Annotated in this window: 22 protein-coding genes and 6 tRNA genes; 10 read left to right on the top strand and 18 right to left on the bottom strand. The window is 31.4% G+C overall.

Features of this window, described 5'->3' with window-relative positions:
- The 10 genes from nusG to H6553_01775 all read right to left on the bottom strand — a co-directional run bounded on the left by nusG (position 1) and on the right by H6553_01775 (position 5,369).
- On the bottom strand, positions 1–549 hold the full coding sequence (nusG, locus tag H6553_01820) for a transcription termination/antitermination factor NusG (GenBank protein ID MCB9032552.1): 549 nt from the start codon (positions 547–549) through the stop codon (positions 1–3).
- A 9-nt stretch (positions 550–558) separates the two neighbouring features.
- The gene (gene secE / locus H6553_01815) at positions 559–756 is read right to left on the bottom strand and encodes a preprotein translocase subunit SecE (protein MCB9032551.1); all 198 of its coding nucleotides are present in this window, start codon (positions 754–756) and stop codon (positions 559–561) included.
- A gap of 14 nt (positions 757–770) precedes the next feature.
- Positions 771–841 (bottom strand) — tRNA-Trp (locus tag H6553_01810).
- A gap of 53 nt (positions 842–894) precedes the next feature.
- A complete protein-coding gene (gene tuf, locus H6553_01805) occupies positions 895–2,082 on the bottom strand; it encodes an elongation factor Tu (protein ID MCB9032550.1) in 1,188 nt (395 codons plus the stop codon).
- A 46-nt stretch (positions 2,083–2,128) separates the two neighbouring features.
- Positions 2,129–2,200 (bottom strand) — tRNA-Thr (locus H6553_01800).
- A gap of 22 nt (positions 2,201–2,222) precedes the next feature.
- Positions 2,223–2,295 (bottom strand) — tRNA-Gly (locus H6553_01795).
- Positions 2,296–2,320: 25 nt separating this feature from the next.
- Positions 2,321–2,403 (bottom strand) — tRNA-Tyr (locus H6553_01790).
- A 26-nt stretch (positions 2,404–2,429) separates the two neighbouring features.
- Positions 2,430–2,503, bottom strand: a tRNA-Thr gene (locus H6553_01785).
- A gap of 394 nt (positions 2,504–2,897) precedes the next feature.
- A complete protein-coding gene (locus tag H6553_01780) occupies positions 2,898–4,382 on the bottom strand; it encodes a hypothetical protein (GenBank protein ID MCB9032549.1) in 1,485 nt (494 codons plus the stop codon).
- Positions 4,383–4,403: 21 nt separating this feature from the next.
- Positions 4,404–5,369: a hypothetical protein gene (locus H6553_01775; protein ID MCB9032548.1), complete on the bottom strand. Its 966-nt coding sequence runs from the start codon at positions 5,367–5,369 to the stop codon at positions 4,404–4,406.
- A 115-nt stretch (positions 5,370–5,484) separates the two neighbouring features.
- Here H6553_01775 and H6553_01770 point away from each other — a divergent pair, with 115 nt between their 5' ends.
- Positions 5,485–6,963 (top strand): proline--tRNA ligase, encoded by a 1,479-nt coding sequence (locus H6553_01770; GenBank protein MCB9032547.1) that lies wholly within the window; start codon positions 5,485–5,487, stop codon positions 6,961–6,963.
- A 1-nt stretch (position 6,964) separates the two neighbouring features.
- Here the strand turns inward: H6553_01770 and ruvC are convergent, their stop codons facing one another.
- The 3 genes from ruvC to H6553_01755 form a co-directional block, all read right to left on the bottom strand.
- Entirely contained in the window at positions 6,965–7,705 is a 741-nt protein-coding gene (gene ruvC / locus H6553_01765; protein MCB9032546.1) for a crossover junction endodeoxyribonuclease RuvC, read from the bottom strand.
- Positions 7,674–7,746 (bottom strand) — tRNA-Lys (locus H6553_01760). Before H6553_01760 ends, ruvC begins: the two co-directional genes overlap by 32 nt.
- A gap of 87 nt (positions 7,747–7,833) precedes the next feature.
- Positions 7,834–8,466, bottom strand: coding sequence for a hypothetical protein (locus tag H6553_01755; protein ID MCB9032545.1), 633 nt, complete (start codon positions 8,464–8,466; stop codon positions 7,834–7,836).
- Positions 8,467–8,514: 48 nt separating this feature from the next.
- On the opposite strand from H6553_01755, the gene H6553_01750 reads away from it, so the two are divergent.
- Both H6553_01750 and H6553_01745 read left to right on the top strand, forming a co-directional pair.
- Positions 8,515–9,330, top strand: a complete 816-nt coding sequence (locus H6553_01750) for a 2,3,4,5-tetrahydropyridine-2,6-dicarboxylate N-succinyltransferase (protein MCB9032544.1) — start codon at positions 8,515–8,517, stop codon at positions 9,328–9,330.
- Positions 9,331–9,345: 15 nt separating this feature from the next.
- Entirely contained in the window at positions 9,346–10,455 is a 1,110-nt protein-coding gene (locus H6553_01745) for a glycosyltransferase family 4 protein (GenBank protein MCB9032543.1), read from the top strand.
- 22 nt (positions 10,456–10,477) lie between these two features.
- On the opposite strand, the gene H6553_01740 is transcribed toward H6553_01745, so the two are convergent.
- Genes H6553_01740 through H6553_01730 form a run of 3 tightly spaced genes read right to left on the bottom strand, consistent with a single transcriptional unit; the run spans position 10,478 to position 12,938 of the window.
- Positions 10,478–11,146, bottom strand: a complete 669-nt coding sequence (locus tag H6553_01740) for a phosphatidylserine decarboxylase family protein (protein MCB9032542.1) — start codon at positions 11,144–11,146, stop codon at positions 10,478–10,480.
- Between the two features lie 15 nt (positions 11,147–11,161).
- Positions 11,162–12,031, bottom strand: coding sequence for a CDP-archaeol synthase (locus H6553_01735; GenBank protein MCB9032541.1), 870 nt, complete (start codon positions 12,029–12,031; stop codon positions 11,162–11,164).
- A 4-nt stretch (positions 12,032–12,035) separates the two neighbouring features.
- The gene (locus tag H6553_01730) at positions 12,036–12,938 is read right to left on the bottom strand and encodes a CPBP family intramembrane metalloprotease (protein ID MCB9032540.1); all 903 of its coding nucleotides are present in this window, start codon (positions 12,936–12,938) and stop codon (positions 12,036–12,038) included.
- Between the two features lie 43 nt (positions 12,939–12,981).
- Here H6553_01730 and dusB point away from each other — a divergent pair, with 43 nt between their 5' ends.
- The 6 genes from dusB (at position 12,982) to H6553_01700 (ending at position 18,798) form a co-directional block, all read left to right on the top strand.
- Positions 12,982–13,971, top strand: coding sequence for a tRNA dihydrouridine synthase DusB (dusB, locus tag H6553_01725; GenBank protein MCB9032539.1), 990 nt, complete (start codon positions 12,982–12,984; stop codon positions 13,969–13,971).
- A gap of 156 nt (positions 13,972–14,127) precedes the next feature.
- Positions 14,128–14,550 carry a cytochrome c gene (locus tag H6553_01720; protein MCB9032538.1) on the top strand — a complete coding sequence of 141 codons (423 nt, stop codon included), beginning with the start codon at positions 14,128–14,130 and terminating at the stop codon, positions 14,548–14,550.
- Between the two features lie 16 nt (positions 14,551–14,566).
- Positions 14,567–15,904, top strand: a complete 1,338-nt coding sequence (locus tag H6553_01715) for a cbb3-type cytochrome c oxidase subunit I (GenBank protein MCB9032537.1) — start codon at positions 14,567–14,569, stop codon at positions 15,902–15,904.
- 18 nt (positions 15,905–15,922) lie between these two features.
- A complete protein-coding gene (locus tag H6553_01710) occupies positions 15,923–16,699 on the top strand; it encodes a CbbQ/NirQ/NorQ/GpvN family protein (GenBank protein ID MCB9032536.1) in 777 nt (258 codons plus the stop codon).
- 1 nt (position 16,700) lies between these two features.
- Entirely contained in the window at positions 16,701–18,476 is a 1,776-nt protein-coding gene (locus H6553_01705) for a VWA domain-containing protein (protein MCB9032535.1), read from the top strand.
- A 28-nt stretch (positions 18,477–18,504) separates the two neighbouring features.
- Positions 18,505–18,798 (top strand): Dabb family protein, encoded by a 294-nt coding sequence (locus H6553_01700; protein ID MCB9032534.1) that lies wholly within the window; start codon positions 18,505–18,507, stop codon positions 18,796–18,798.
- A gap of 6 nt (positions 18,799–18,804) precedes the next feature.
- Here the strand turns inward: H6553_01700 and rsgA are convergent, their stop codons facing one another.
- Together rsgA and H6553_01690 are read right to left on the bottom strand one after the other, a co-directional pair.
- The gene (rsgA, locus tag H6553_01695) at positions 18,805–19,737 is read right to left on the bottom strand and encodes a ribosome small subunit-dependent GTPase A (GenBank protein MCB9032533.1); all 933 of its coding nucleotides are present in this window, start codon (positions 19,735–19,737) and stop codon (positions 18,805–18,807) included.
- Positions 19,727–20,455 (bottom strand): geranylgeranylglyceryl/heptaprenylglyceryl phosphate synthase, encoded by a 729-nt coding sequence (locus H6553_01690; GenBank protein MCB9032532.1) that lies wholly within the window; start codon positions 20,453–20,455, stop codon positions 19,727–19,729. Before H6553_01690 ends, rsgA begins: the two co-directional genes overlap by 11 nt.
- A 104-nt stretch (positions 20,456–20,559) precedes the next feature.
- On the opposite strand from H6553_01690, the gene H6553_01685 reads away from it, so the two are divergent.
- Positions 20,560–21,033, top strand: coding sequence for a hypothetical protein (locus H6553_01685; GenBank protein ID MCB9032531.1), 474 nt, complete (start codon positions 20,560–20,562; stop codon positions 21,031–21,033).
- The last annotated feature ends 47 nt before the right edge of the window (positions 21,034–21,080 follow it).

Raw genomic sequence — 21,080 nt, 5'->3', positions numbered from 1 at the left:
TTACTTTATTTTTTCTACTTGCATATAATTCAATTCAACTGGAGTTTTTCTACCAAAGATTTTAACTGTAACTCTCAGTTTCTTTTTATCTTCTAGAATTTCTTCTATAGTACCTGTAAAGTCATTAAAAGGACCATCGATTACTTTTATTGACTCTCCTACTAAGAATGGTTCATTATTATTTACTCCTGCCTCTTCTAATTCATCTACTTTACCTAAAATTCTATTAACCTCTGCTGGTTTAAGTGGAATTGGTTTATTTCTTTCAATAAATGAAATAACATTAGTAATATTTTGGATAGATTGAATAATATCTCCAGAAAATCTTTTAGAATCTGCTTCTATCATCAAGTATCCTGGAAAAAAGTTTTTTTCGTGAATTACTTTTTTTCCACCTCTTAACTTATATACTTTTTCTGTTGGTACAACTATTTGGGTAACAATATTTTCCCATTGAGAAGCTTTAATTTCTTTCTCGATATAATCTCGCAGTTTTTTTTCTTTACCGCTAATTACTCTTAATACATACCATTTTTTATTATCTACCATCACAAATATTTACCCGACAATGTTATATATTAGTTTTTCTAAAATTAAAATAGAGGTCTTATCCATTAAAAGTATCATTAAAGCAATAATAGCAGATGCTATAAAAACTATAATGGTATGCGACTGCAATTCTTTTAAAGTAGGCCAAGTTACTTTTCTAAGTAACTCTTCGTAAGACGCTTTAATATATGTTATTAGTTTATCCATTTTAATTTTTCTTGCACGGGCACAAGGATTCGAACCCTGATCAACGGTTTTGGAGACCGCTATTCTACCATTGAACTATGCCCGTCTATTAAATCATTAGTCATTAGTACAATGACTAATGACTAATGACGGTTATAATTACTTAATAATTTCAGTTACTTGACCAGCACCTACTGTTCTACCACCTTCTCTAATTGCGAATTTCAAACCTTTTTCAATTGCAACAGGATAGATTAATTGAACTGTAATAGTAACATTATCTCCAGGCATAACCATTTCTACACCATCAGGTAAAGAAACTTCGCCAGTAACATCTGTTGTTCTCATATAGAATTGAGGACGATATTTGTTAAAGAATGGAGTATGACGACCACCTTCTTCTTTACTTAAAACATACACCTCTGCTTTGAACTCAGTGTGTGGAGTAATTGAACCTGGTTTACAGATTACTTGACCTCTTTTAATTTGATCTTTTTCGATACCTCTTAATAAAAGACCTACATTATCTCCAGCTTCACCAGAATCTAATAACTTACGGAACATTTCAACACCAGTAACTGTAGAAGTCATTGATTTTTCTTGAAGTCCTACTATTTCAACTGGCTCACCAACTTTAACGATACCTCTTTCAATTCTACCAGTAGCAACAGTACCTCTACCAGTGATAGAGAACACATCTTCTACAGGTAATAAGAAAGGTTGATCAACTGGACGCGGAGGAAGTGGAATCCACTCATCAACAGCAGCCATTAATTCTTCGATAGCAGCAACACCTTCAGCATCTCCTTGAAGTGCTTTTAATGCAGAACCTTTAATGATAGGTGTATTATCACCATCAAATTTATAGAAAGATAAAAGTTCTCTAACTTCCATTTCTACTAGTTCTAATAATTCTGGGTCATCTACTAAGTCTACTTTATTTAAGAAAACTACCATTTTAGGAACACCAACTTGACCAGCTAATAAGATATGCTCTCTAGTTTGAGGCATAGGGCCATCTGTTGCAGCACATACTAAGATGGCACCGTCCATTTGAGCCGCACCCGTAACCATGTTTTTTACATAATCGGCGTGACCTGGACAGTCAACATGAGCATAGTGTCTGTTTTCAGTTTGATACTCAACATGAGCTGTATTGATAGTGATACCTCTTTCTTTTTCTTCAGGAGCACCGTCAATAGAGTCATAGTCTTTTTTCTCAGCCATACCTTTTGTAGATAATACAGAAGTTATTGCGGCAGTTAAAGTAGTTTTTCCGTGGTCAACGTGACCGATAGTACCAACATTAACATGTGGTTTATCTTTTACAAATTTTTCTTTAGCCATTTTTTGCTTGTTTTATTTCGGTTTATAATAATTAAAAAATATTTTGAGCCAATAACGGGATTTGAACCCGTGACCTCTTCCTTACCAAGGAAGTGCTCTACCCCTGAGCTATATTGGCAAGAAAGATTAAAAATATTAAGAGCGGAAGACGAGACTCGAACCCGCGACCCTCAGCTTGGAAGGCTGATGCTCTACCAACTGAGCTACTTCCGCCTAATTTATTGTTAAAGAACTTTTGTGGGCAGTGATGGATTCGAACCACCGTAGGTAAAAACCAGCAGATTTACAGTCTGCCCCATTTGGCCACTCTGGTAACTGCCCTGAATATTGAATATATCAATAAACTGAGCCAGTGGAGGGATTCGAACCCCCGACCCGCTGATTACAAATCAGCTGCTCTGGCCAACTGAGCTACACTGGCAAAATCTTACATACTCAAAGAACTTGTAAACACGCAGTTCACAATTTTGAGGTGCAAATATACAACATTTTTTTTATAAAGTAGCTTAATTTTGATTTTTTATAAAGATTTATAATTTTTTAAAACTGCACTATAAAAACTAGTGGTTAAAAAGATGTGTTTTATACCAAATTAGCAGTCAAAACAACTTTATTCTTTTATCTTTTTTCGCTGACTTATGAGTTTGCCGTAGTTTTATGCTATGATTACATTTTGCCTTGAATTCAGCAAAAAAATATTGAAAATTTATTTTGCCCTTCTGAACGCTAATTGGTATTTAGAATATTTGAAATTCAATTTTGTTCATACTTCATAAAACCTTATAGTGTCTAACTGACTTGCTAGCTAAGTTCCTCTAAAACTTAAAACCTGCTGTTAATGAAATTAAGGAGTTTTTGTCGTTGAGTGTAGCTGTTGGTTGTGAGTTGTCATTCAACACATACGGTGTAAAATAACCTCTTGATTTTACAAACTGATAAGCCGCATCTATATAAAAGTGCTCTTTTCTAAAACCTAAACCTGCACTATAAATTAACTGATTTTGTTTGTATTTATCCTCAACAACTTCGGTGTTAAATGGCGATGTTTTGTATTGCACTCCAGCTCTAATTCTTATTGGATCAAATTTTCCTTCTATACCAATCTTTATATTATGATACAATTTATATTTTTCTCCAATACCATCGTTTAAATCAGCTTCATAATCATTAAAGCCATCATCTTTAAAATTGTATTTGGCATTTCCAGCATCACTCAATTCGTATTCTACAGCTACAAAACCATATTTGTGTAAATAAGAACCACCAACACTCATTCTCCATGGCAAACGAATATTATAACTTACCAAACCATCTGGTGATTCTGCTTCTGCAATATAATCTTCATAGTCTACATATTCGTAAGCATTGTATTTGTCTTTCGCAAAAATTACACTTGGTGTTTTAAATGAAAATCCAACTCTAAAATTTTTATTGATTTGAGCTAACAATCCTAATTGAAAATTAACACCAACACCACTTACATTATAACTCGATTCATAATCAAAATAGTTAAAATTGTAAGAACTGTCAAACACATCTTCTTCATGATGAATAATGTTTTGCGTATAATTCAATACAGGCATTCCTAAACTTGCACCTACAAATATTTTATTGTTGTAACCACTCGCAATAGCAACAGCAGCTTCATTTAAACTACCTTTTCTTTTAAGTGTAATATCTTGTTGTACAAATGCATTTACTGATGAATATATTTGCTGGCTTACACTATCGTAGTATAGTAAATCTGTACCATACGACAAACTTGCATCAAAAGGAAAGTTGTTTTCTACATCGTATAATGTATTCGCATTATCAAATATAATTTCGTAGTGATTATCAATCAAACTATTATTAGCATTATAACCACTCATATAATAATTCTGATTAAATGTTGCTAGTCGGTTGTACGATAAGCCAAATTTAATACCATTCCATTTACTACTTTCTGTTTTATCATTTAAGTATTTAGAACTAAAAACAACGCCAATATTATTTACCTGAAAACCCAATTTACTATCATCTCTCTTATTGTCCAAATATTCAGTAGTCGCATTTAAGATAGGAACACCTAAAGTTATAGAACCTTCTGTGCTACTCAATTTGCCAATTCCAGCAGGATTAGTATTGATATTGCTAATGTCTGCACCTACAACACCCATAGTATTTCCTACTGCAATATTTCGTGCAGTACCAGTATTTTGCCAATAACTAAACTGTAAAATATCGGCATCAGACTGTGCAAATGTAGTTTGAGTGTATGCAATAATTAGCAATACAAGATATTTAACTTGTCTATTCATATTTATAATTTTTTGAATAACTTACTTTGTTTTCTTATTGATTTTTATACCAGAGTCTGTATTAGAACTTCCCGATTTATTACTCGGCTGATATCCTCCACCATTATTACCAGAGTTTTTATAATTTGAATTACTATTGGATTTGTTATAGTATATACTTCCGCCATTATTACCACCAGAATTATTATTCGTTGGTGTAGATGATTTCTTGATATAAGAACTTTTTCCTCCACTATAATTGGTATTTTGTTTTACAGGAACATTGGTTGGTGTTGAATATTTTGGAGTATTGGTAGTGGTTTTATTATAATAACCATCATTATTTCTTGGATAGTAGCCACTGCCATAATAACCGTTATTGCCATAATAGCCATTGTTGCCATAGTAACTACCGTAGTAATTATTGCCAAAGTAACTATTGCAACCTGGTGAATAATAACTATAATAAGGATTAGCCCATGGATTATACCAACTATTGTTATAGTAAGAATTATAGAAACTATTGTTAGACCAAGAGTTGAATCCATATGGTCCTTGCTGAATAATTATAGTTGTAGTAAATGGATTCCAAAAATTTTGATATGGATTACACCAACTTGGTGAAAATGAGTTACCATAAAATCTATTCCAATCAGAATAACCATACCAAGAATTTGGATTACTATAAGAACTATATCCTACACTAAAACGAACATTTGGATTGTGAAATCGTCTTATTCTATCAGAATAAGACATAGAATAATCGTCTTCGTCGTAGTATTGATTGTTATTGTAATAATTATTGTCATCATATCTATCACTATAATAATTATTATTTAAACCACTATAACTACTACCACTATTATTATAGCTTTGGTTTGATGATTGTGTTGATACTGGTTTTACTTTTTTAGGAGTGTATTCGTCATACACATCATCTCCAGCATAACTAAAATTAGACACTACAAACAGTGCAATCAGTGTTAATATATATTGTATCTTTTTCATAATATGAAGTTTAATTTTTTGGCAATCTTAAATGTCTTACATTTGTATACCAAAAATATAACAATTTAGTTTCAAAAAGTGTACCAAATTATGTTAATTAACAAAAAAGTGTTTCATGAGCAAGGCAATTACTAGTAAAGTAGAAGATTATTCGCAATGGTATAATGATTTAGTGATAAAAGGTGGACTAGCAGATTATAGTGCTGTAAGAGGTTGTATGGTAATTAAACCCTATGGTTTTACGCTATGGGAAAACATGAGAGATAACCTTGACAAAATGTTTAAAGATACAGGACATGTTAATGCTTATTTTCCTTTGTTGATACCAAAATCTTTTTTAAGTAAAGAAGCAGACCATGTAGAAGGTTTTGCTAAGGAATGTGCTGTGGTTACACATTACCGTTTAAAAAATGATGAAAATGGTAATGGTGTTGTAGTTGATCCTGAAGCTAAGTTAGAGGAAGAATTAATTATTCGTCCAACATCAGAAACGATTATTTGGAATACTTACAAATCGTGGATACAATCGTATAGAGATTTGCCAATTTTAGTGAACCAATGGGCAAATGTATTGCGTTGGGAAATGAGAACACGATTATTTTTGAGAACTGCTGAGTTTTTATGGCAAGAAGGACATACGGCTCATGCTACTGAACAAGAAGCGATTGCAGAGGCAGAACAAATGCTAGATGTTTATGCTGATTTTGCTGAAAATTTTATGGCATTACCTGTTATAAAAGGAACAAAAACACCCAACGAAAGATTTGCTGGTGCTGTTGAAACTTATACTATTGAAGCTTTAATGCAAGATGGAAAAGCTTTACAAAGTGGTACATCACATTTTTTAGGTCAGAATTTTGCCAAAGCGTTTGATGTTTCGTTTTTAAATAAAGACAATCAGCAGGAATTGGTTTGGGCAACTTCTTGGGGCGTTTCTACTCGTTTAATTGGTGCATTAATTATGGCTCATTCTGATGATGATGGTTTGATATTGCCTCCAAAAATTGCACCACAACAAGTAGTTATTATTCCGCTAACTTTTAAGAATGAGGCAGAAAATTTGCTATTGCAACAAAAAGTTGATGAAATCAATCAACAGTTAAAAGCAAAAGGTATTAGAACTTTGGTGGATAAAGATGAAACAAAACGACCTGGTTTTAAGTTTGCAGAATACGAATTAAAAGGCATGCCTATTAGAATAGTACTAGGTATGAGAGATTTACAAAATGGCGTAGCAGAAGTGGCAAGAAGAGATACTAAAGAAAAACAAAGCATTCCTCTTGATAATTTAGTTGAAACGATAGAAACATTGTTAGTAGATATTCAGCAAAACATTTATGATAAAGCTAGAACATTTAGAGATGCACATATTACCGAAGTAAGCTCTTGGGACGAATTTGTTGATGTACTAGAAAACAAAGGTGGTTTTATTGCTGCACATTGGGACGGAAGTAGTGAAACAGAAGATAAAATTAAAGAATTGACTAAAGCTACGATACGATGCATTCCGATAGATAATACTAAGGAAGTTGGTGCTTGTGTTTTAACAGGAAAACCAAGTACACAAAGAGTGTTATTTGCAAGAGCGTACTAATCTACTTTACTTTCTTAGGATTATCAGCTACAAAAGCTTTCCAACCAGTATATCGTTTGCCATTTTGATTGATGCTATTGAGTGAAAAATGATAACACATAGCAGCAGCTAAACCATCTGTTGCATCTAATTGATTTGGTAAGTCTTTAGTCTTTAATATTTGACAAAGCATAGCAGCAACTTGTTCTTTACTTGCATTTCCGTTTCCTGTAATACTTTGTTTAATTCTTTTTGGAGAAAATTCTTGAATAACTATTTTCTTTGATAATGCAGCTGCAATTGCCATACCTTGAGCTCTACCCAATTTTAACATCGACTGTACATTTTTGGCATAGAAAGGTGCTTCAATAGCTAAAACTTCTGGTTGATAACTGTTGATGATTTCTAACACTCTATCGTAGATTTTACACAACTTATCATAATGATCATCAAACTTAGAAGTATGTATAGTGCCAATAGCAATTAAATCGGCAGTATAACCATTTGCATTGATAATACCATAACCAGTAACTTGCGTTCCAGGATCAATGCCAAGAATAGTAATATTTTTTCTTTTGGTCACGCAATAAAGATAGCAATTAAATTGTGCTACTAAGCCAATATTTTTAGAGATTAAATTTGGTAGTTTTTTAATTTGATTATAACAACAACACTTATAAAAAAAATGCCCTTGAACTAACGAGTTGCAAGGGCGGAGGTTTTGGCACCTGTGATCCCGCTGGGATTCGAACCCAGGACCCATACATTAAAAGTGTATTGCTCTACCAGCTGAGCTACGGAATCTACTGCTTTATTAAAGCGAATGCAAAAATAACTTATTTTTCCTTATCTGCAAAATTGATTTTGAAAATTTTTAAGATTAACGCTTTTTTAAAATATGGAGTCTTTTTTTACTTGTTTTCCATCTTCGTATTCTAAGTTATAAATTTGCTTTCCACTTATTGTATCATAAACTTTTACAATACCATTATATACATCTATACCTCCAAAAATTTCAACCTTATTGCCTTCTACATATAGCTTTCCATTAGTAGCAAATTCTTTAGCGTCACCATTAATTTTTCCATCTTTCATTGTAGTTAAAGCACTTACCAAACCTTCACTGCTAGCATAATAGTTTTTCCAAACACCGTCCATCATATTGTCTTTGTACTTGCCTTCTTGTTTTATAAATCCATTTTCGTAGTACTCTTTATAATCGCCATCATAAACATCCATCTTAAAATGTCTTTCAATCATTAATTTACCATCTTGATAATATAGATTGCTAATGCCATCTTGTTTGCCATTTACATAATTCGATTCTTCCATTTTTGTACCATCATCATAAAAGCTAGTAAATTTTCCATCTTTTATATTTTGTTGCTTGCGTAAAACTTCATACGATTGTACTACTACGCCATTGTTGTTTTTTACTGTAACTGTTTTTCTTTTACAGGCAGAAAATATCAATATAACTGCTACAATCAAAAGATATTTGCTTTTATTTAATTCTAAATTCATGGTATTGTGTTTTTATATCTTATTTTTGTGTGAAAAATACGGAACATTATGCAAGATTTACAACAAATTATTGAAAAAGCGTGGGAAGATAGAAGTTTGCTAAACGATAATAATACAGTTGCTGCCATTGAAGAAGTTATAACGCAATTAGATAAAGGTTTATTGCGTGTAGCAACGCCAACGGAAAATGGTTGGATAGTAAATGATTGGGTAAAAAAAGCTGTGATATTATATTTTCCTACACAAAAAATGGAAACTATAGAAGTTGGTCCGTTTGAATTTTACGATAAAATTCCTTTGAAAAAAAATTATGAAGCATTGGGTGTTAGAGTAGTACCTCATGCAATTGCTAGAAGAGGTGCTTTCATACAAAAAGGCGTAGTAATGATGCCAAGCTATGTAAATATTGGTGCGTATGTTGATAGTGGAACAATGGTAGATACTTGGGCTACTGTTGGTAGTTGTGCTCAAATTGGTAAAAATGTACATTTAAGTGGTGGTGTTGGTATTGGTGGCGTGTTAGAACCAGTACAAGCTGCTCCTGTTATTATAGAAGATGATTGTTTTGTTGGTTCTAGATGTATAGTGGTAGAAGGCGTTCATTTAGAAAAAGAAGTAGTACTAGGTGCTAATGTAGTATTAACAAAATCGACTAAAATTATTGATGTTTCTGGAAGTGAGCCAATAGAATACAGAGGAAGAGTACCAGCGCGTTCTGTAGTAATTCCTGGAACAATGCCAAAAGAGTTTCCTGCAGGAACTTATCATGTGCCATGTGCTTTAATTATAGGACAACGCAAAGCAAGTACCGACTTAAAAACAAGCTTAAATGATGCTCTGCGAGATTTTAATGTTGCAGTATAGTTCAACAATATATATATGAATATCGGTTTTGATGGAAAGCGATTGTACCACAATGATACTGGATTAGGTTCTTACAGTAGAACAGTCCTTAAACGCTTATTGCAATTCTATCCTAATGAAGATTATAAAATCTTTGTTCACCATAAGTTTTATACTACTAGTCCGTTTAAACATACAGACCTAGTAGATAAAACAGTAGTTGCTAACCATTCATCTCCAAAAGCTTGGCGATTAAAATATATTCAAAATGAATTGATAGAAAATCAAATTCAGGTATATCATGGATTGAGTAATGAATTGCCAATAAACTTACCTAATCAAATAAAAAAAGTAGTTACCATTCATGATGTCATTCACAGCAAATTACCGAAGTCATTTTCTTTGTTTGATAGAATGATTTATAAAAAGAAAACAAAGAAAGCTATTCAAGAAGCAGATTGTATTATTGCTGTTAGTCAACAAACCAAAAATGATTTAGTAGAGTTTTTTGATGCCAATGAACATAAAGTAAAAATTATTTATCCAACTTGGAATCGAGAATTTGATTATCCTATTACTTATAATATTAAAGATGAATATTGGAATAAAATGCATATTCCTAGAGATTTTATTTTATATGTAGGAGCTATTAGCAAAAGAAAAAATTTTACTAGCATTTTAAAAGCGTTACTAACACCAGAAAACAAAGACAAAAATTTAGTTGCTGTAACACAAGGTGGCGACGAATTTAAAAAAGTAGAAAAATTTATCTACGAAAACGATTTACAAGATAGAATCTATTTTCTACACAATATACCCAACTACGAATTGCCAATAATTTATCATATGTCGCAAGGTTTAGTATATCCAAGTTTGTACGAAGGATTTGGATTGCCAATACTAGAAGCTCTTTGCTGTGGTAAACCAGTTATTACCAGTAAAGTTTCTTCTATGCCAGAAGTTGGTGGTGATGCTTGTATTTTTATAGATCCAAATAATGTAGAAGAACTAGCCAATGCCATACAATTTATCTACTACAATTTAGAGTACAAAGAAGAAGTAGAACAAAAGGCAAAACTACAAGTACAACAATTTGCACCAGACATCATGACCAAACAATTGATGGATATTTATCAGACTATTTAATTGATAAATGTTTATTTTGTTATCACTTCATCTCACCTATAATAGTAATGCCTCCTTTTACCTTTTGTCCAAGTATTACATTTACTTTAGTATCTAGTGGCAAAAACAAATCTATTCGAGAACCAAATTTTATAAAACCAAAGCTGTAACCTTGAGCTACTTCTTCGTCTTGTTTAATATAATATACAATTCTTCTAGCAACTTTTCCAGCAATTTGTCTCAACATTACATCAAAAGAACCATTGTCAATAACTATAGAAGTTCTTTCATTTTCGGTTGATGATTTTGGATGCCATGCTACTAAATAATTGCCATCGTGATATTTAGCATAAGTAATTTTTCCGCCAATAGGTGTTCTATTCACATGAACATTACTAGGCGACATAAATATAGACACTTGTAATTTCTGAGCTTTAAAATATTCTGGTTCATACACTTCTTCTACTACAACGATAGTACCATCTGCTGGTGCAATAATTTTCTTTTCATCTAAAATGATTTCTCTACTCGGATTTCTAAAAAAATAGACTACAAAAAACAAGAATACAGCACTTAAAATTTTTATAGCAAGTACTATATAAATATGTTGATGAAAGAAGTACCAAACAATCAAATTAAAAAGTAATGTTAATAAAACAGTTACTACAATTATTGTCCAACCTTCTCTATGTATATAGGTGTTTTCTTTCATATGCGAAACCTCAAATTAAATATATTGTTTTATTACCAATAAATAAAATAAACTAACAGGAAATGCAAATAGTAGTCCATCAAATCTATCTAAAAAACCACCATGTCCTGGCATAATAGTACCACTATCTTTTATTTTTAAATTTCGTTTTAACATCGACTCACAAAAATCGCCAATAGTACTTGTAACAGCAGTAATTAATGCTAAAATGGCAAAGTCTTTCCAAACAAAAGCACTAGTATCTAAACCCAATGCTTTCCATTGGTAAAATAAAAACAACAAGTAACTAAAACCAATACTTCCTATTACACCACCAAAAAATCCTTCCCACGATTTTTTTGGTGATACTCTTTCAAACATTTTATGCTTACCAAATAATGAACCAAATAAATAGGCAAAAGAATCATTGCTCCAAGCAAAAATCATAATAGCCAACAAATAAGCATAGGTATATTTTCCACTAGGAACAGCAATAAAACAAGTAGCAGAAAATGGTAGTACTACATATAAGAAGCCAACCATGTTTCTAGAAAAATTAATAATGTTAGAATTACTAGTGTTGAATAGCTCAATCGTTAACCAAAACAATGGCATTAATACCACTATAAGTAATGAAGCTGCTGGCAATTCACCTTTAGCTACGAAGAAACAAGAAATAAAATACAAAACTCCACTTATACTTGCTAATGCTTTATAAGCTACTTGCCATTTTCTGTTAACATCTGTCAATGGATAAGTAATAGTATGATATTCCATTAGTGTAAAGCATGTAAGTAATGCAAACAATATAAAGTACGACCACTCAGATAGCATTACACTACCAATCATGATAATTAAAAAAACAATGCCTGAGGCAATTCTTACACCTGTATCTTTTAAATCCATAGATTTAGCTCACAAAAGTAGTGCTTTTTTTATTACCAATTTTATAAAAAAGCATCATCAAAACTGCAAATGCAATTGTACTAGTTATAATTATAACAGCACTAGGCATCGTAGGATCGCCTGTTAAATCTTTAGAAATAACACCTATATTACCTAAATAAACACCCAAAACTTCCATGCCATTGTTAAATAAATGTGCTAGTACAGCCAACCAAATATTGCCAGAAAAATAATAGATATATCCAAGTAAAACACCTAAAGCTATTCTTGGAAGAAAACCAGAAAACTCAAAATGAATTAGACTAAAAACAATAGCTGACCATATTATAGCAAAGTGTATATTGGCTTTTTTTGATAGAAATTCTTGAAGTGTTCCTCTAAAAAACCATTCTTCTGCAATAGCTGGTAAAATGGCAATCATTAAAAAATTAATTAGAAAAGTACTTACACTTGTTCCAGATAATAAATTTTCTATCAATAGCTTGTATTCTTCTTGTTGTGATACTAGCCAATCTGCAAAAAAAGAATTTTTATTGATTTCAAACACAACACTCAGCAAAGGATAAAAACTAATAATTAGAAGTGGAATTAAGAAAAGCAGTTGCTTATTATAACTCTTTTTCTTAGGATAATCGAAGTAGTCATTGGTGGTTAATTTGCTAAACAACATTGCAGGCAACAGAAATACAACAAGAGTAGTAATCATTTGTGCAAAGCGTAATGGATGCAAGTTAACAGCTTCGGTAAGTAAATTTTTAATGTCAATTACAGCTAAACCATAAGCAGCTACCATAATTCCACCAGCGAGTAATTGTCCGCCAAAAAAACAAAATCCAAAAATTACAAAAAGTAAAATCAATTGAACTGGATATGGATATTTATTAAAGTTTGATTTTAATTCTTCCATTACTATTATCTTTGTGCAAAGATAGACATTAAAACAGCCAATTTTGATTAAAATAGGAAATATAAGTTTTGAAGCGTTTCCATTTATACTTGCACCAATGGAAGATGTAAGCGATCCACCATTTCGTGCTTTGTGTAAACAATATGGTGCCGATTTAATGTTTACTGAATTTATTTCTTCTGAAGGATTAATTAGAGATGCTAAAAAGAGTGTACAGAAATTAGACATTTTCGATTACGAACGACCAATTGGCATTCAAATGTTTGGTGGTGATGAAACAGTAATGAGTGAGTCTGCTAAAATAATTGAGCAAGCCAATCCAGATATTATTGATATTAATTTTGGTTGTCCTGTTAAAAAAGTAGTGTGCAAAATGGCTGGAGCAGGAATTTTACAAGACATTCCAAAAATGATTCGACTAACAGAAATGGTCGTAAAATCAACACAAAAACCAGTTACTGTAAAAACTCGTTTAGGTTGGGATGATAATAGCAAACACATTGTAGAAGTTGCAGAACGATTACAAGATGTAGGCATTCAAGCGTTATCTATTCATGGCAGAACAAGAAAACAAATGTACAAAGGCGAAGCAGATTGGACACTAATTGCGGAAGTAAAAAACAATCCACGAATGCACATTCCAATTTTTGGCAATGGCGATATTGATTCACCACAAAAAGCTATGGAGTATAAAAACAAATATGGTGTTGATGGTATTATGATTGGCAGAGCAGCTATTGGAGCACCTTGGTTTTTTAAACAAGTAAAACAATATTTTAAAGATGGAACCATCGTAGAATCTCCAGATATTGAAGAAAGAGTTGCTGTTATTAAGCAACATGTTCAATATGCTATTGAATGGAAAGGTGAGGTTTTAGGTATTTTGGAAATGCGACAACATTATGCCAATTACTTAAAAGGATTGCCAAATATCAAACCATACAGAACACTATTATGTACAGAAAAATCACCCAATATAATTTTTGAAATTTTAGATGATTTAAAAGCAAATTATTCTCTAGAAACTTTTTAATTACACCTTCAATAAAAGACAAAATTGTCCATTGTTATATTATAATTAATTTTACTTTTATAAAGGATAAAATTGTCCGTTATTCAAAGTTTATGAATAAATTTGAATGGGTAAAACCACAGAAGAATTTATTTATAATATTTAAAATCAAATAAGATGTTATCAAAATCACAAGCACGGTTTTTCTTCTTAGGAGGAACTGTTGTAACATTTTTAGTATTCATTGTACTATCGTGGGATTCGTTAGCCAATGATGTACCAAAACAAACACATTCAGAACAACTTTCTGATGCTGTTGTAAGAGGTAAAGAAATTTGGGAAAAAAATAACTGTATGGGTTGCCATACTATTTTAGGTGAGGGTGCTTACTATGCACCAGAACTTACTCGAGTTATTGACAGAAGAGGCGAAGGTTTTGTAAAAGTAGTACTTACCAATCCAGTTCCTTGGGCACCTAATGGAAGAAAAATGGTAGCTTATCATATGTCTGAAGAAGATGCTAATGATGTTATAGCTTTTTTAAAATGGATTAACGAAACAGATTTGAATGGTTTTCCTGCAAAACCAGATTTAAAATAAATTAAAAAATATTATCATGAAATATAAATCACAAAAAGTTGCCTATTGGTTCTTTGCATTTTCTATGCTATTGTTGGTATTACAATTAGTATATGGTTTTATTATGAGTTTTGCTCATATGGGTTTTGATGGATTACACAACTTTATTCCATTTAACACAGCAAGAGCAGTGCATACCAATTTATTAGTTGTTTGGTTATTATCTGGATTTATGGGAGCAGCTTACTACATTATTCCAGAAGAAGCACAACACGAATTAGTAAGTGTAAAATTAGCATATGTACAATTAATCTCACTAGCAGTAGTTGGTGTTGTTGCCATTATTGGTTATCACTTTAACTATTGGGAAGGAAGAAAATTCTTAGAAATACCACGACCATTAGACTACTTAGTCGTAGTAAATGTATTAACCTTTTTAGGAATTATTTTAATGACTTTATTTAAAGGAAAACAACGCACCACAACTTCATTAGTACTAACAATGGGTTTGGTTTTTGCAGCATTACTATATCTTCCAGGAATGATTTGGTTCGACAATCAAACTGTCGATTCTTTCTTTAGATGGTGGGTAGTACACTTATGGGTTGAAGGTGTTTGGGAATTAATCATGGGTGGTATCTTAGCCTTTTTATTGATAAAACTAACAGGTGTAGATAGAGAAGTTATTGAAAAATGGTTATACATTATCGTTGGTTTAACTTTCTTATCAGGAATACTAGGAACAGGACACCATTACTACTATATAGGTGTAGGAAAAATTTGGTTAATTGTTGGAGGAATTTTTTCTGCATTAGAGCCATTAGCATTTTTAGGTATGGCACTATTTGCTTTAGCAATGTATAGAAAAGGCGAAAGAAATCATCCAAATAAACAAGCTTTATATTGGACATTAGGTGCTGCTATTGTTTCATTTATTGGTGCTGGATTACTAGGAATGGCACATACACTACCACAAGTAAATTTATATACACATGGTACTTTAGTAACAGCAATGCACGGTCACTTAGCTTTTTGGGGAGCATATGGTATGATTGTTTTTGCCTTTATTAGTTTTGCTATGCCAAATTTAACAGGAAGAAAACTGTACGAAACAGTAGCTGGTCAGTTAGCTTTTTGGTTAACTACTATTGGTATGTTAGGCATGACAAGTGCTTTTGCTGTAGCAGGTGTTGCTCAAGTTTATTTAGAAAGAAGAATGGGCTTAGATTTTGGTATGGTACAAAAAGAAATTGAAGTACATTTCTTAGTACTTACAATTTGTGCTACTCTATTTACTACAGGAGTAATTCTGTTTATATACGAATTTATTAAATACGGAAAACCAAACGATGAAGCTTTAGTCGTTTCAGAATAATATTTAATATATTAATAGATGACAACAATGCCCTATTACAAAATTGTAGATAAGGAGGTAGATGTTTTTGATAAAACATATCAAAACAAATTGCCTTTATTGATAAAAGGACCAACGGGTACTGGCAAATCAAGGTTTGTTGAGTATATGGCAGCTCAACACAATAAAGAAATGATTACTGTAAGTTGCCATGAAGAAACTTCTGCAACCGATTTAGTTGGAAGATATATTATTAAAGGTGCTGAAACTGTTTGGATGGACGGACCTTTAACCAGAGCAGTAAAACAAGGTGCCATTTTATATCTTGATGAAATTGCAGAAGCACGACCAGATGTAATAGTTATTATACATTCTCTAACCGACCATAGACGAGAATTATATATAGATAAACTAGGAATTACTATAAAAGCACACAACGATTTCATGTTAGTAGCTTCTTACAATCCAGGATATCAAAGAGGTTTTAAAGAACTTAAACCTTCTACAAGACAAAGATTTGTAGCAATAACATTTAACTATCCAAAACAATCTGTTGAACAAGAAATTGTTGAGAACGAAACCAACTTAGCTAGTGCTGATGCCAAGAGCTTGGTTAACATTGCCAATAAAATTAGAAATTTAACAGAACTTGGATTAACAGAAACAGTATCTACTCGTTTGTTAGTAGATGCTGCACATTTAATCGTTTCTGGTTTGCCAAAAAGATTGTCGGTTAAAACAGCTATTATTGAACCACTTACAGATGAACAAGAAGTTATTGAAGCATTAGAAGATTTGTGTAACTTATTAATCTAACATGGGCTTAGATTTAGATGAAATATTATTTACCAAAGTCGCTAAATATTTTAGAAAAAAAAGCATAAATAAAACACTCAATGATGAAAAGGTAGTCCATTTATTTAACATTAAGCATAAGCTCAATATTTTAGCCAATGCAATAACTGGTTTGTCAATTAATATTTTTCCAGCAAAAAGAGAAGGTGGTTATAAAAACGACAATTTTTTCTTGCCAGTAAATATGATGCTTTTTTCAACGAAACAATTAAATGAACAATACTATATATATAGAATACTGTATTTATATATACAACAAAAATTAAATTTTAATTGGCAATCAGATGGAGTAGTTGATGAAGCATTGTCTCAACAAAAAGCAACCGAATATGCTCCAATAATTTTAAAGCAATTGTTTGAAGAATTTCCTTCAATTGAAAAAATATATAATACTTTAAAAGAAGAATTAATTAAACAAGCCAAAAATAATATTGTAGCTATTAATTGGTTGTATGGAAAATGGATGGTAAATCAACCAGAAGTTAATAATAACATTTTAACACATACTATTTCTAGTGATAATAAAAAACTGCAACAAGAACAAGCAATACAAACAACCATTAAAGTTAAAGCAGTAGAAGAACTTATTAATGTAACTATCGACAAAAAACAACAAGAAGATTATGTACTTAATCATAGTTTTGAAAAAGTAGAAACAGCAGACGAATTTCATGGCAATTGGAGAGATTTTGATGGCAGCGATGAGCTAGAAGATCATAGCGATGCTTTAGATGAATTAGATATGAAATTTACAGTTCGAGCTGATGACATCGTACATTCTGTTTATCATTCAGACTTTGTAGAAAATATGGCTATTGCAGAAAGTAAAGAAACCGAAACTGATAATAACTATATTCTTTATAATGAATGGAATTATCAAAAAAAATCATATAGAAAAGAATACTGTAAAGTATTTCCAAAAAGAATAACAGAAACCAATATTGAATTATATAAAAATACTTTACAGGAATATAGAACAGTGTTATTGTCCTTGCGAAAAATGTTAGCCAACATCAACAATAAACAACAGCAAATAAAAAGACAAACAGATGGTACAGAATTTGATTTAGATGCTTTAACCGATTTCTATACTGATATTTATGCGAAGCAATCTCCTAATGAAAAAATTTATATTGCACAGAGAAAAAGAGAAACAGATTTGTCTATTCTAATTTTATTAGATACTAGTTTGTCGAGTGATGGATATGCTAATAGCAACAAAATTATTGATGTAGAAAAGAAAGTCTCTATTTTATTTGGTGAAATCTTAAATGAAAATAAAGTTGATTTTGCTATAGGCAGTTTTTATTCTAAAACAAGAAATTATACTGTGTATCAAACAATAAAAGCATTTGACGATAGTTGGCAAAATGCAAAATATATTGTTGGAGCAGTTCAACCTTGTGGCTATACTAGAATTGGTGCTGCATTAAGACATGCAACACAACTAATAGCACAAAGATCATCAAAAAACAAATGGGTAATTTTATTATCTGATGGAAAACCAAACGACTATGACAAGTACGAAGGCAGTTATGGCATTTATGATGTAAAGCAAGCATTGAAAGAAATGCATCAACAAAATATCAATTCATTTGCATTAGCAATAGAAGCCAATGCCAAATATTATTTACCACAAATGTTTGGACAGAATCACTTTCAAATAGTTACCAATCCAATAGACTTATTACAATCGGCAGTAAAATTATATGAAAAAATAAAACTATATTCGCAGTAATACTTAAGTTTAAATAGAATATATTATTATGATAAAACACATTGTTTGTTGGCAATTGATAGAAGAAAATAAGTTAGAAAATGCACTAGCAATAAAAACTGCATTAGAAGAATTGAATGGAAAAATTGATGGACTGATAACAATAGAAGTCGGTACTAATGCACCAAATACACCAGCAAATAATTGGGATATAGTTTTATACAGCGAATTTGAATCGTTAGACGCACTAAACAATTATCAAGTACATGCATTACACAAAGCAGCAGGAGCAATCATCAAACCACTAACTACAAATAGAGTTTGTGTAGATTATGAAGTGTAATACCACTTACTTTCTTTCCCAATAGTTAATGGCTTCTATATTGTCGATGATGTTTAAATAACTTTCGTAGCGACTAATAGCAATTTTATCTTTTGCTAAAGCTGTTAGCACAGCACAATTCGGTTCATTAATGTGCATGCAATTACTATACTCACATTGATTTTTTAGCTGTCTCATCTCTACAAAATAATCACTTACTTCTTCTGGTTCTAAGTGTAGCAAAGCAAATTCTTTAATGCCTGGTGTATCTATAATAAAAGCATTGTCAAATATCTCAAACGATGTAGCAAATGTAGTGGTGTGTTTTCCTTTGTTCCATTTATTAGAAATCTGTCCTGTTTTTAAATTTAAATTTGGATTGATTTGATTGACCAAAGTGCTTTTTCCTACACCAGAATGTCCTGTAAGCAAACAAGTTTTATCTGTTAAAATTTGGCGTACTCGTGCAATATCTTCTTGATTAAAAGCATTAATTGCAAAAATAGAATAGCCAATATTACTGTAAGTATTGATCCAAGTTGCTGCAATTTCATTTTCCTTTGCTTTCCATAAATCTTTTTTATTAATGATGATAGTTACTGCAATATGATAACATTCTGCAGCAGCAATTACTCTATCAATAAATCCTAATGAAGTTCTTGGCTGACTGATACTTGCTATAATTAGTACTTCATCTATATTTGAAGCCACTATATGCCTTTGTGTTTTGTGTCGTGGTGACTGACGAATGATATAGTTTTTTCTTGGAAATATTTTTTCTATTACATATTCATTATTATCCAATAAAATTAATTCGACTTCATCTCCGACAGCAATTGGATTTGTCGTGTCAAAGTTTTCTAATTTAAACTTACCTTTTAGTCGAGCATTTACCGTTTGTTTATTTTCTAAACTCACTTGATACCAACTACCAGTTGTTTGTATGACTTTACCTTTCAATTTGTTGAATTAAATCTGACAGAAATGTAGCATCTTCTTCTATAGCTGTTCCAACTACAATAACATTTGCACCTGCATTAAAAATAGCCGTTGCTTGTGCTATAGTTTTAATTCCTCCACCAACAATTAAAGGAATATTAATTTGTTGTTTTACAGCTTCAATTAATGTGGTAGGCACGCTTTGCAAAGCACCACTTCCAGCTTCTAAATAAATAGCTTTTAAACCCAATTGTTCGCCAGCCAAAGCAGTACAAGCAGCAATATCATTTTTGTTATTTGGAATGGCTTGTGTATTACTAATATATTGTACCGATGTTTTATTATTTCCATCTATTAATATATATCCAGTAGATATAATTTCTAAATTACTTTGTTTTAGTAATGGAGCGGCATGAACTTGCTGACCTATTAAGAACTCTGCGTTTCTTCCAGAAATTAAAGACAGCAATAAAATAGCGTCGGCACTACTACTAATCTGATTATAATTTCCAGGAAAAAGCACCACAGGAATAGTCGTGTTTTGCTTAATGATTTGAATGATTTGTTCTAAATTATTGTGTAGTAGCAAACTTCCACCAATAAAAAAATAGTCGATTTTATTTTGAGCAATCGTTATTAACTGAAGCAGTTTTTCTTCATTCATTTTGTCAGGATCAATCAAAACAGCAATTTGCTTTGATTTTTGTTGTAGCGTGTTATATAGTAGCGTATTTGACATGACTATTCAAAAATACGATTTTAAGCCAAATTTAGTCGATAAGTTTATACATTCCTTGATATTAATTTATCAATTACTATGAATTTATTGCGTTACTTTGTGCCATGCAAAAGAAACGAATTTTACAATTAAGCATTGATTTTATTATGCTCGTGCTTAGTTTTATTGTTGCTTATTTGCTTGTTGGCAAGTATCAACCAATAATGAGTTTTTCTTTTTTTTCTTTTTTGATGATGCTGACTGGCATTGCTGTTTTTTTTGGAAAATTAGCAATACATAGTAAAAGTAGTTGGTTGATGAATACGGTTTGGACAACGAGATTATTGTTTTTTGCTTCGTTGCTGTTAGTATTTTATTTAATGATTCAACACTTTTTTTATTTAGATGTTTTGGAAGATTATACTATAAAATCGTTGAAGAAACCAGCAGTCCATTTAGTAGAAAACATTGCTTATTCAGATATTTATAAATTAAAAAGTCTAATTATCATCATATATAAAATAGCTATAGTTGCTGTAATTATTGTATTGATAAAAAGTGTTTTAAAATTCTTCCGAGATTTAAAACTGAACGATTAAGCAAGAGATTTACTATAAATAAAATGCTTAAATACTGCTTAATTGAA

The sequence above is a fragment of the Chitinophagales bacterium genome, from assembly GCA_020636535.1.
Classification (GTDB): Bacteria; Bacteroidota; Bacteroidia; order Chitinophagales; family JADIYW01; genus JADJSS01.
This window is presented reverse-complemented; position numbering and strand designations above follow the sequence as displayed.

Coding starts and splice junctions, on each gene's coding strand:
- nusG (MCB9032552.1), bottom strand. CDS start 549: ATGGTAGATAATAAAAAATGGTATGTATTAAGAGTAATTAGCGGTAAA.
- secE (MCB9032551.1), bottom strand. CDS start 756: ATGGATAAACTAATAACATATATTAAAGCGTCTTACGAAGAGTTACTT.
- tuf (MCB9032550.1), bottom strand. CDS start 2,082: ATGGCTAAAGAAAAATTTGTAAAAGATAAACCACATGTTAATGTTGGT.
- H6553_01780 (MCB9032549.1), bottom strand. CDS start 4,382: ATGAATAGACAAGTTAAATATCTTGTATTGCTAATTATTGCATACACT.
- H6553_01775 (MCB9032548.1), bottom strand. CDS start 5,369: ATGAAAAAGATACAATATATATTAACACTGATTGCACTGTTTGTAGTG.
- H6553_01770 (MCB9032547.1), top strand. CDS start 5,485: ATGAGCAAGGCAATTACTAGTAAAGTAGAAGATTATTCGCAATGGTAT.
- ruvC (MCB9032546.1), bottom strand. CDS start 7,705: ATGGGTCCTGGGTTCGAATCCCAGCGGGATCACAGGTGCCAAAACCTC.
- H6553_01755 (MCB9032545.1), bottom strand. CDS start 8,466: ATGAATTTAGAATTAAATAAAAGCAAATATCTTTTGATTGTAGCAGTT.
- H6553_01750 (MCB9032544.1), top strand. CDS start 8,515: ATGCAAGATTTACAACAAATTATTGAAAAAGCGTGGGAAGATAGAAGT.
- H6553_01745 (MCB9032543.1), top strand. CDS start 9,346: ATGAATATCGGTTTTGATGGAAAGCGATTGTACCACAATGATACTGGA.
- H6553_01740 (MCB9032542.1), bottom strand. CDS start 11,146: ATGAAAGAAAACACCTATATACATAGAGAAGGTTGGACAATAATTGTA.
- H6553_01735 (MCB9032541.1), bottom strand. CDS start 12,031: ATGGATTTAAAAGATACAGGTGTAAGAATTGCCTCAGGCATTGTTTTT.
- H6553_01730 (MCB9032540.1), bottom strand. CDS start 12,938: ATGGAAGAATTAAAATCAAACTTTAATAAATATCCATATCCAGTTCAA.
- H6553_01720 (MCB9032538.1), top strand. CDS start 14,128: ATGTTATCAAAATCACAAGCACGGTTTTTCTTCTTAGGAGGAACTGTT.
- H6553_01715 (MCB9032537.1), top strand. CDS start 14,567: ATGAAATATAAATCACAAAAAGTTGCCTATTGGTTCTTTGCATTTTCT.
- H6553_01710 (MCB9032536.1), top strand. CDS start 15,923: ATGACAACAATGCCCTATTACAAAATTGTAGATAAGGAGGTAGATGTT.
- H6553_01705 (MCB9032535.1), top strand. CDS start 16,701: ATGGGCTTAGATTTAGATGAAATATTATTTACCAAAGTCGCTAAATAT.
- H6553_01700 (MCB9032534.1), top strand. CDS start 18,505: ATGATAAAACACATTGTTTGTTGGCAATTGATAGAAGAAAATAAGTTA.
- H6553_01690 (MCB9032532.1), bottom strand. CDS start 20,455: ATGTCAAATACGCTACTATATAACACGCTACAACAAAAATCAAAGCAA.
- H6553_01685 (MCB9032531.1), top strand. CDS start 20,560: ATGCAAAAGAAACGAATTTTACAATTAAGCATTGATTTTATTATGCTC.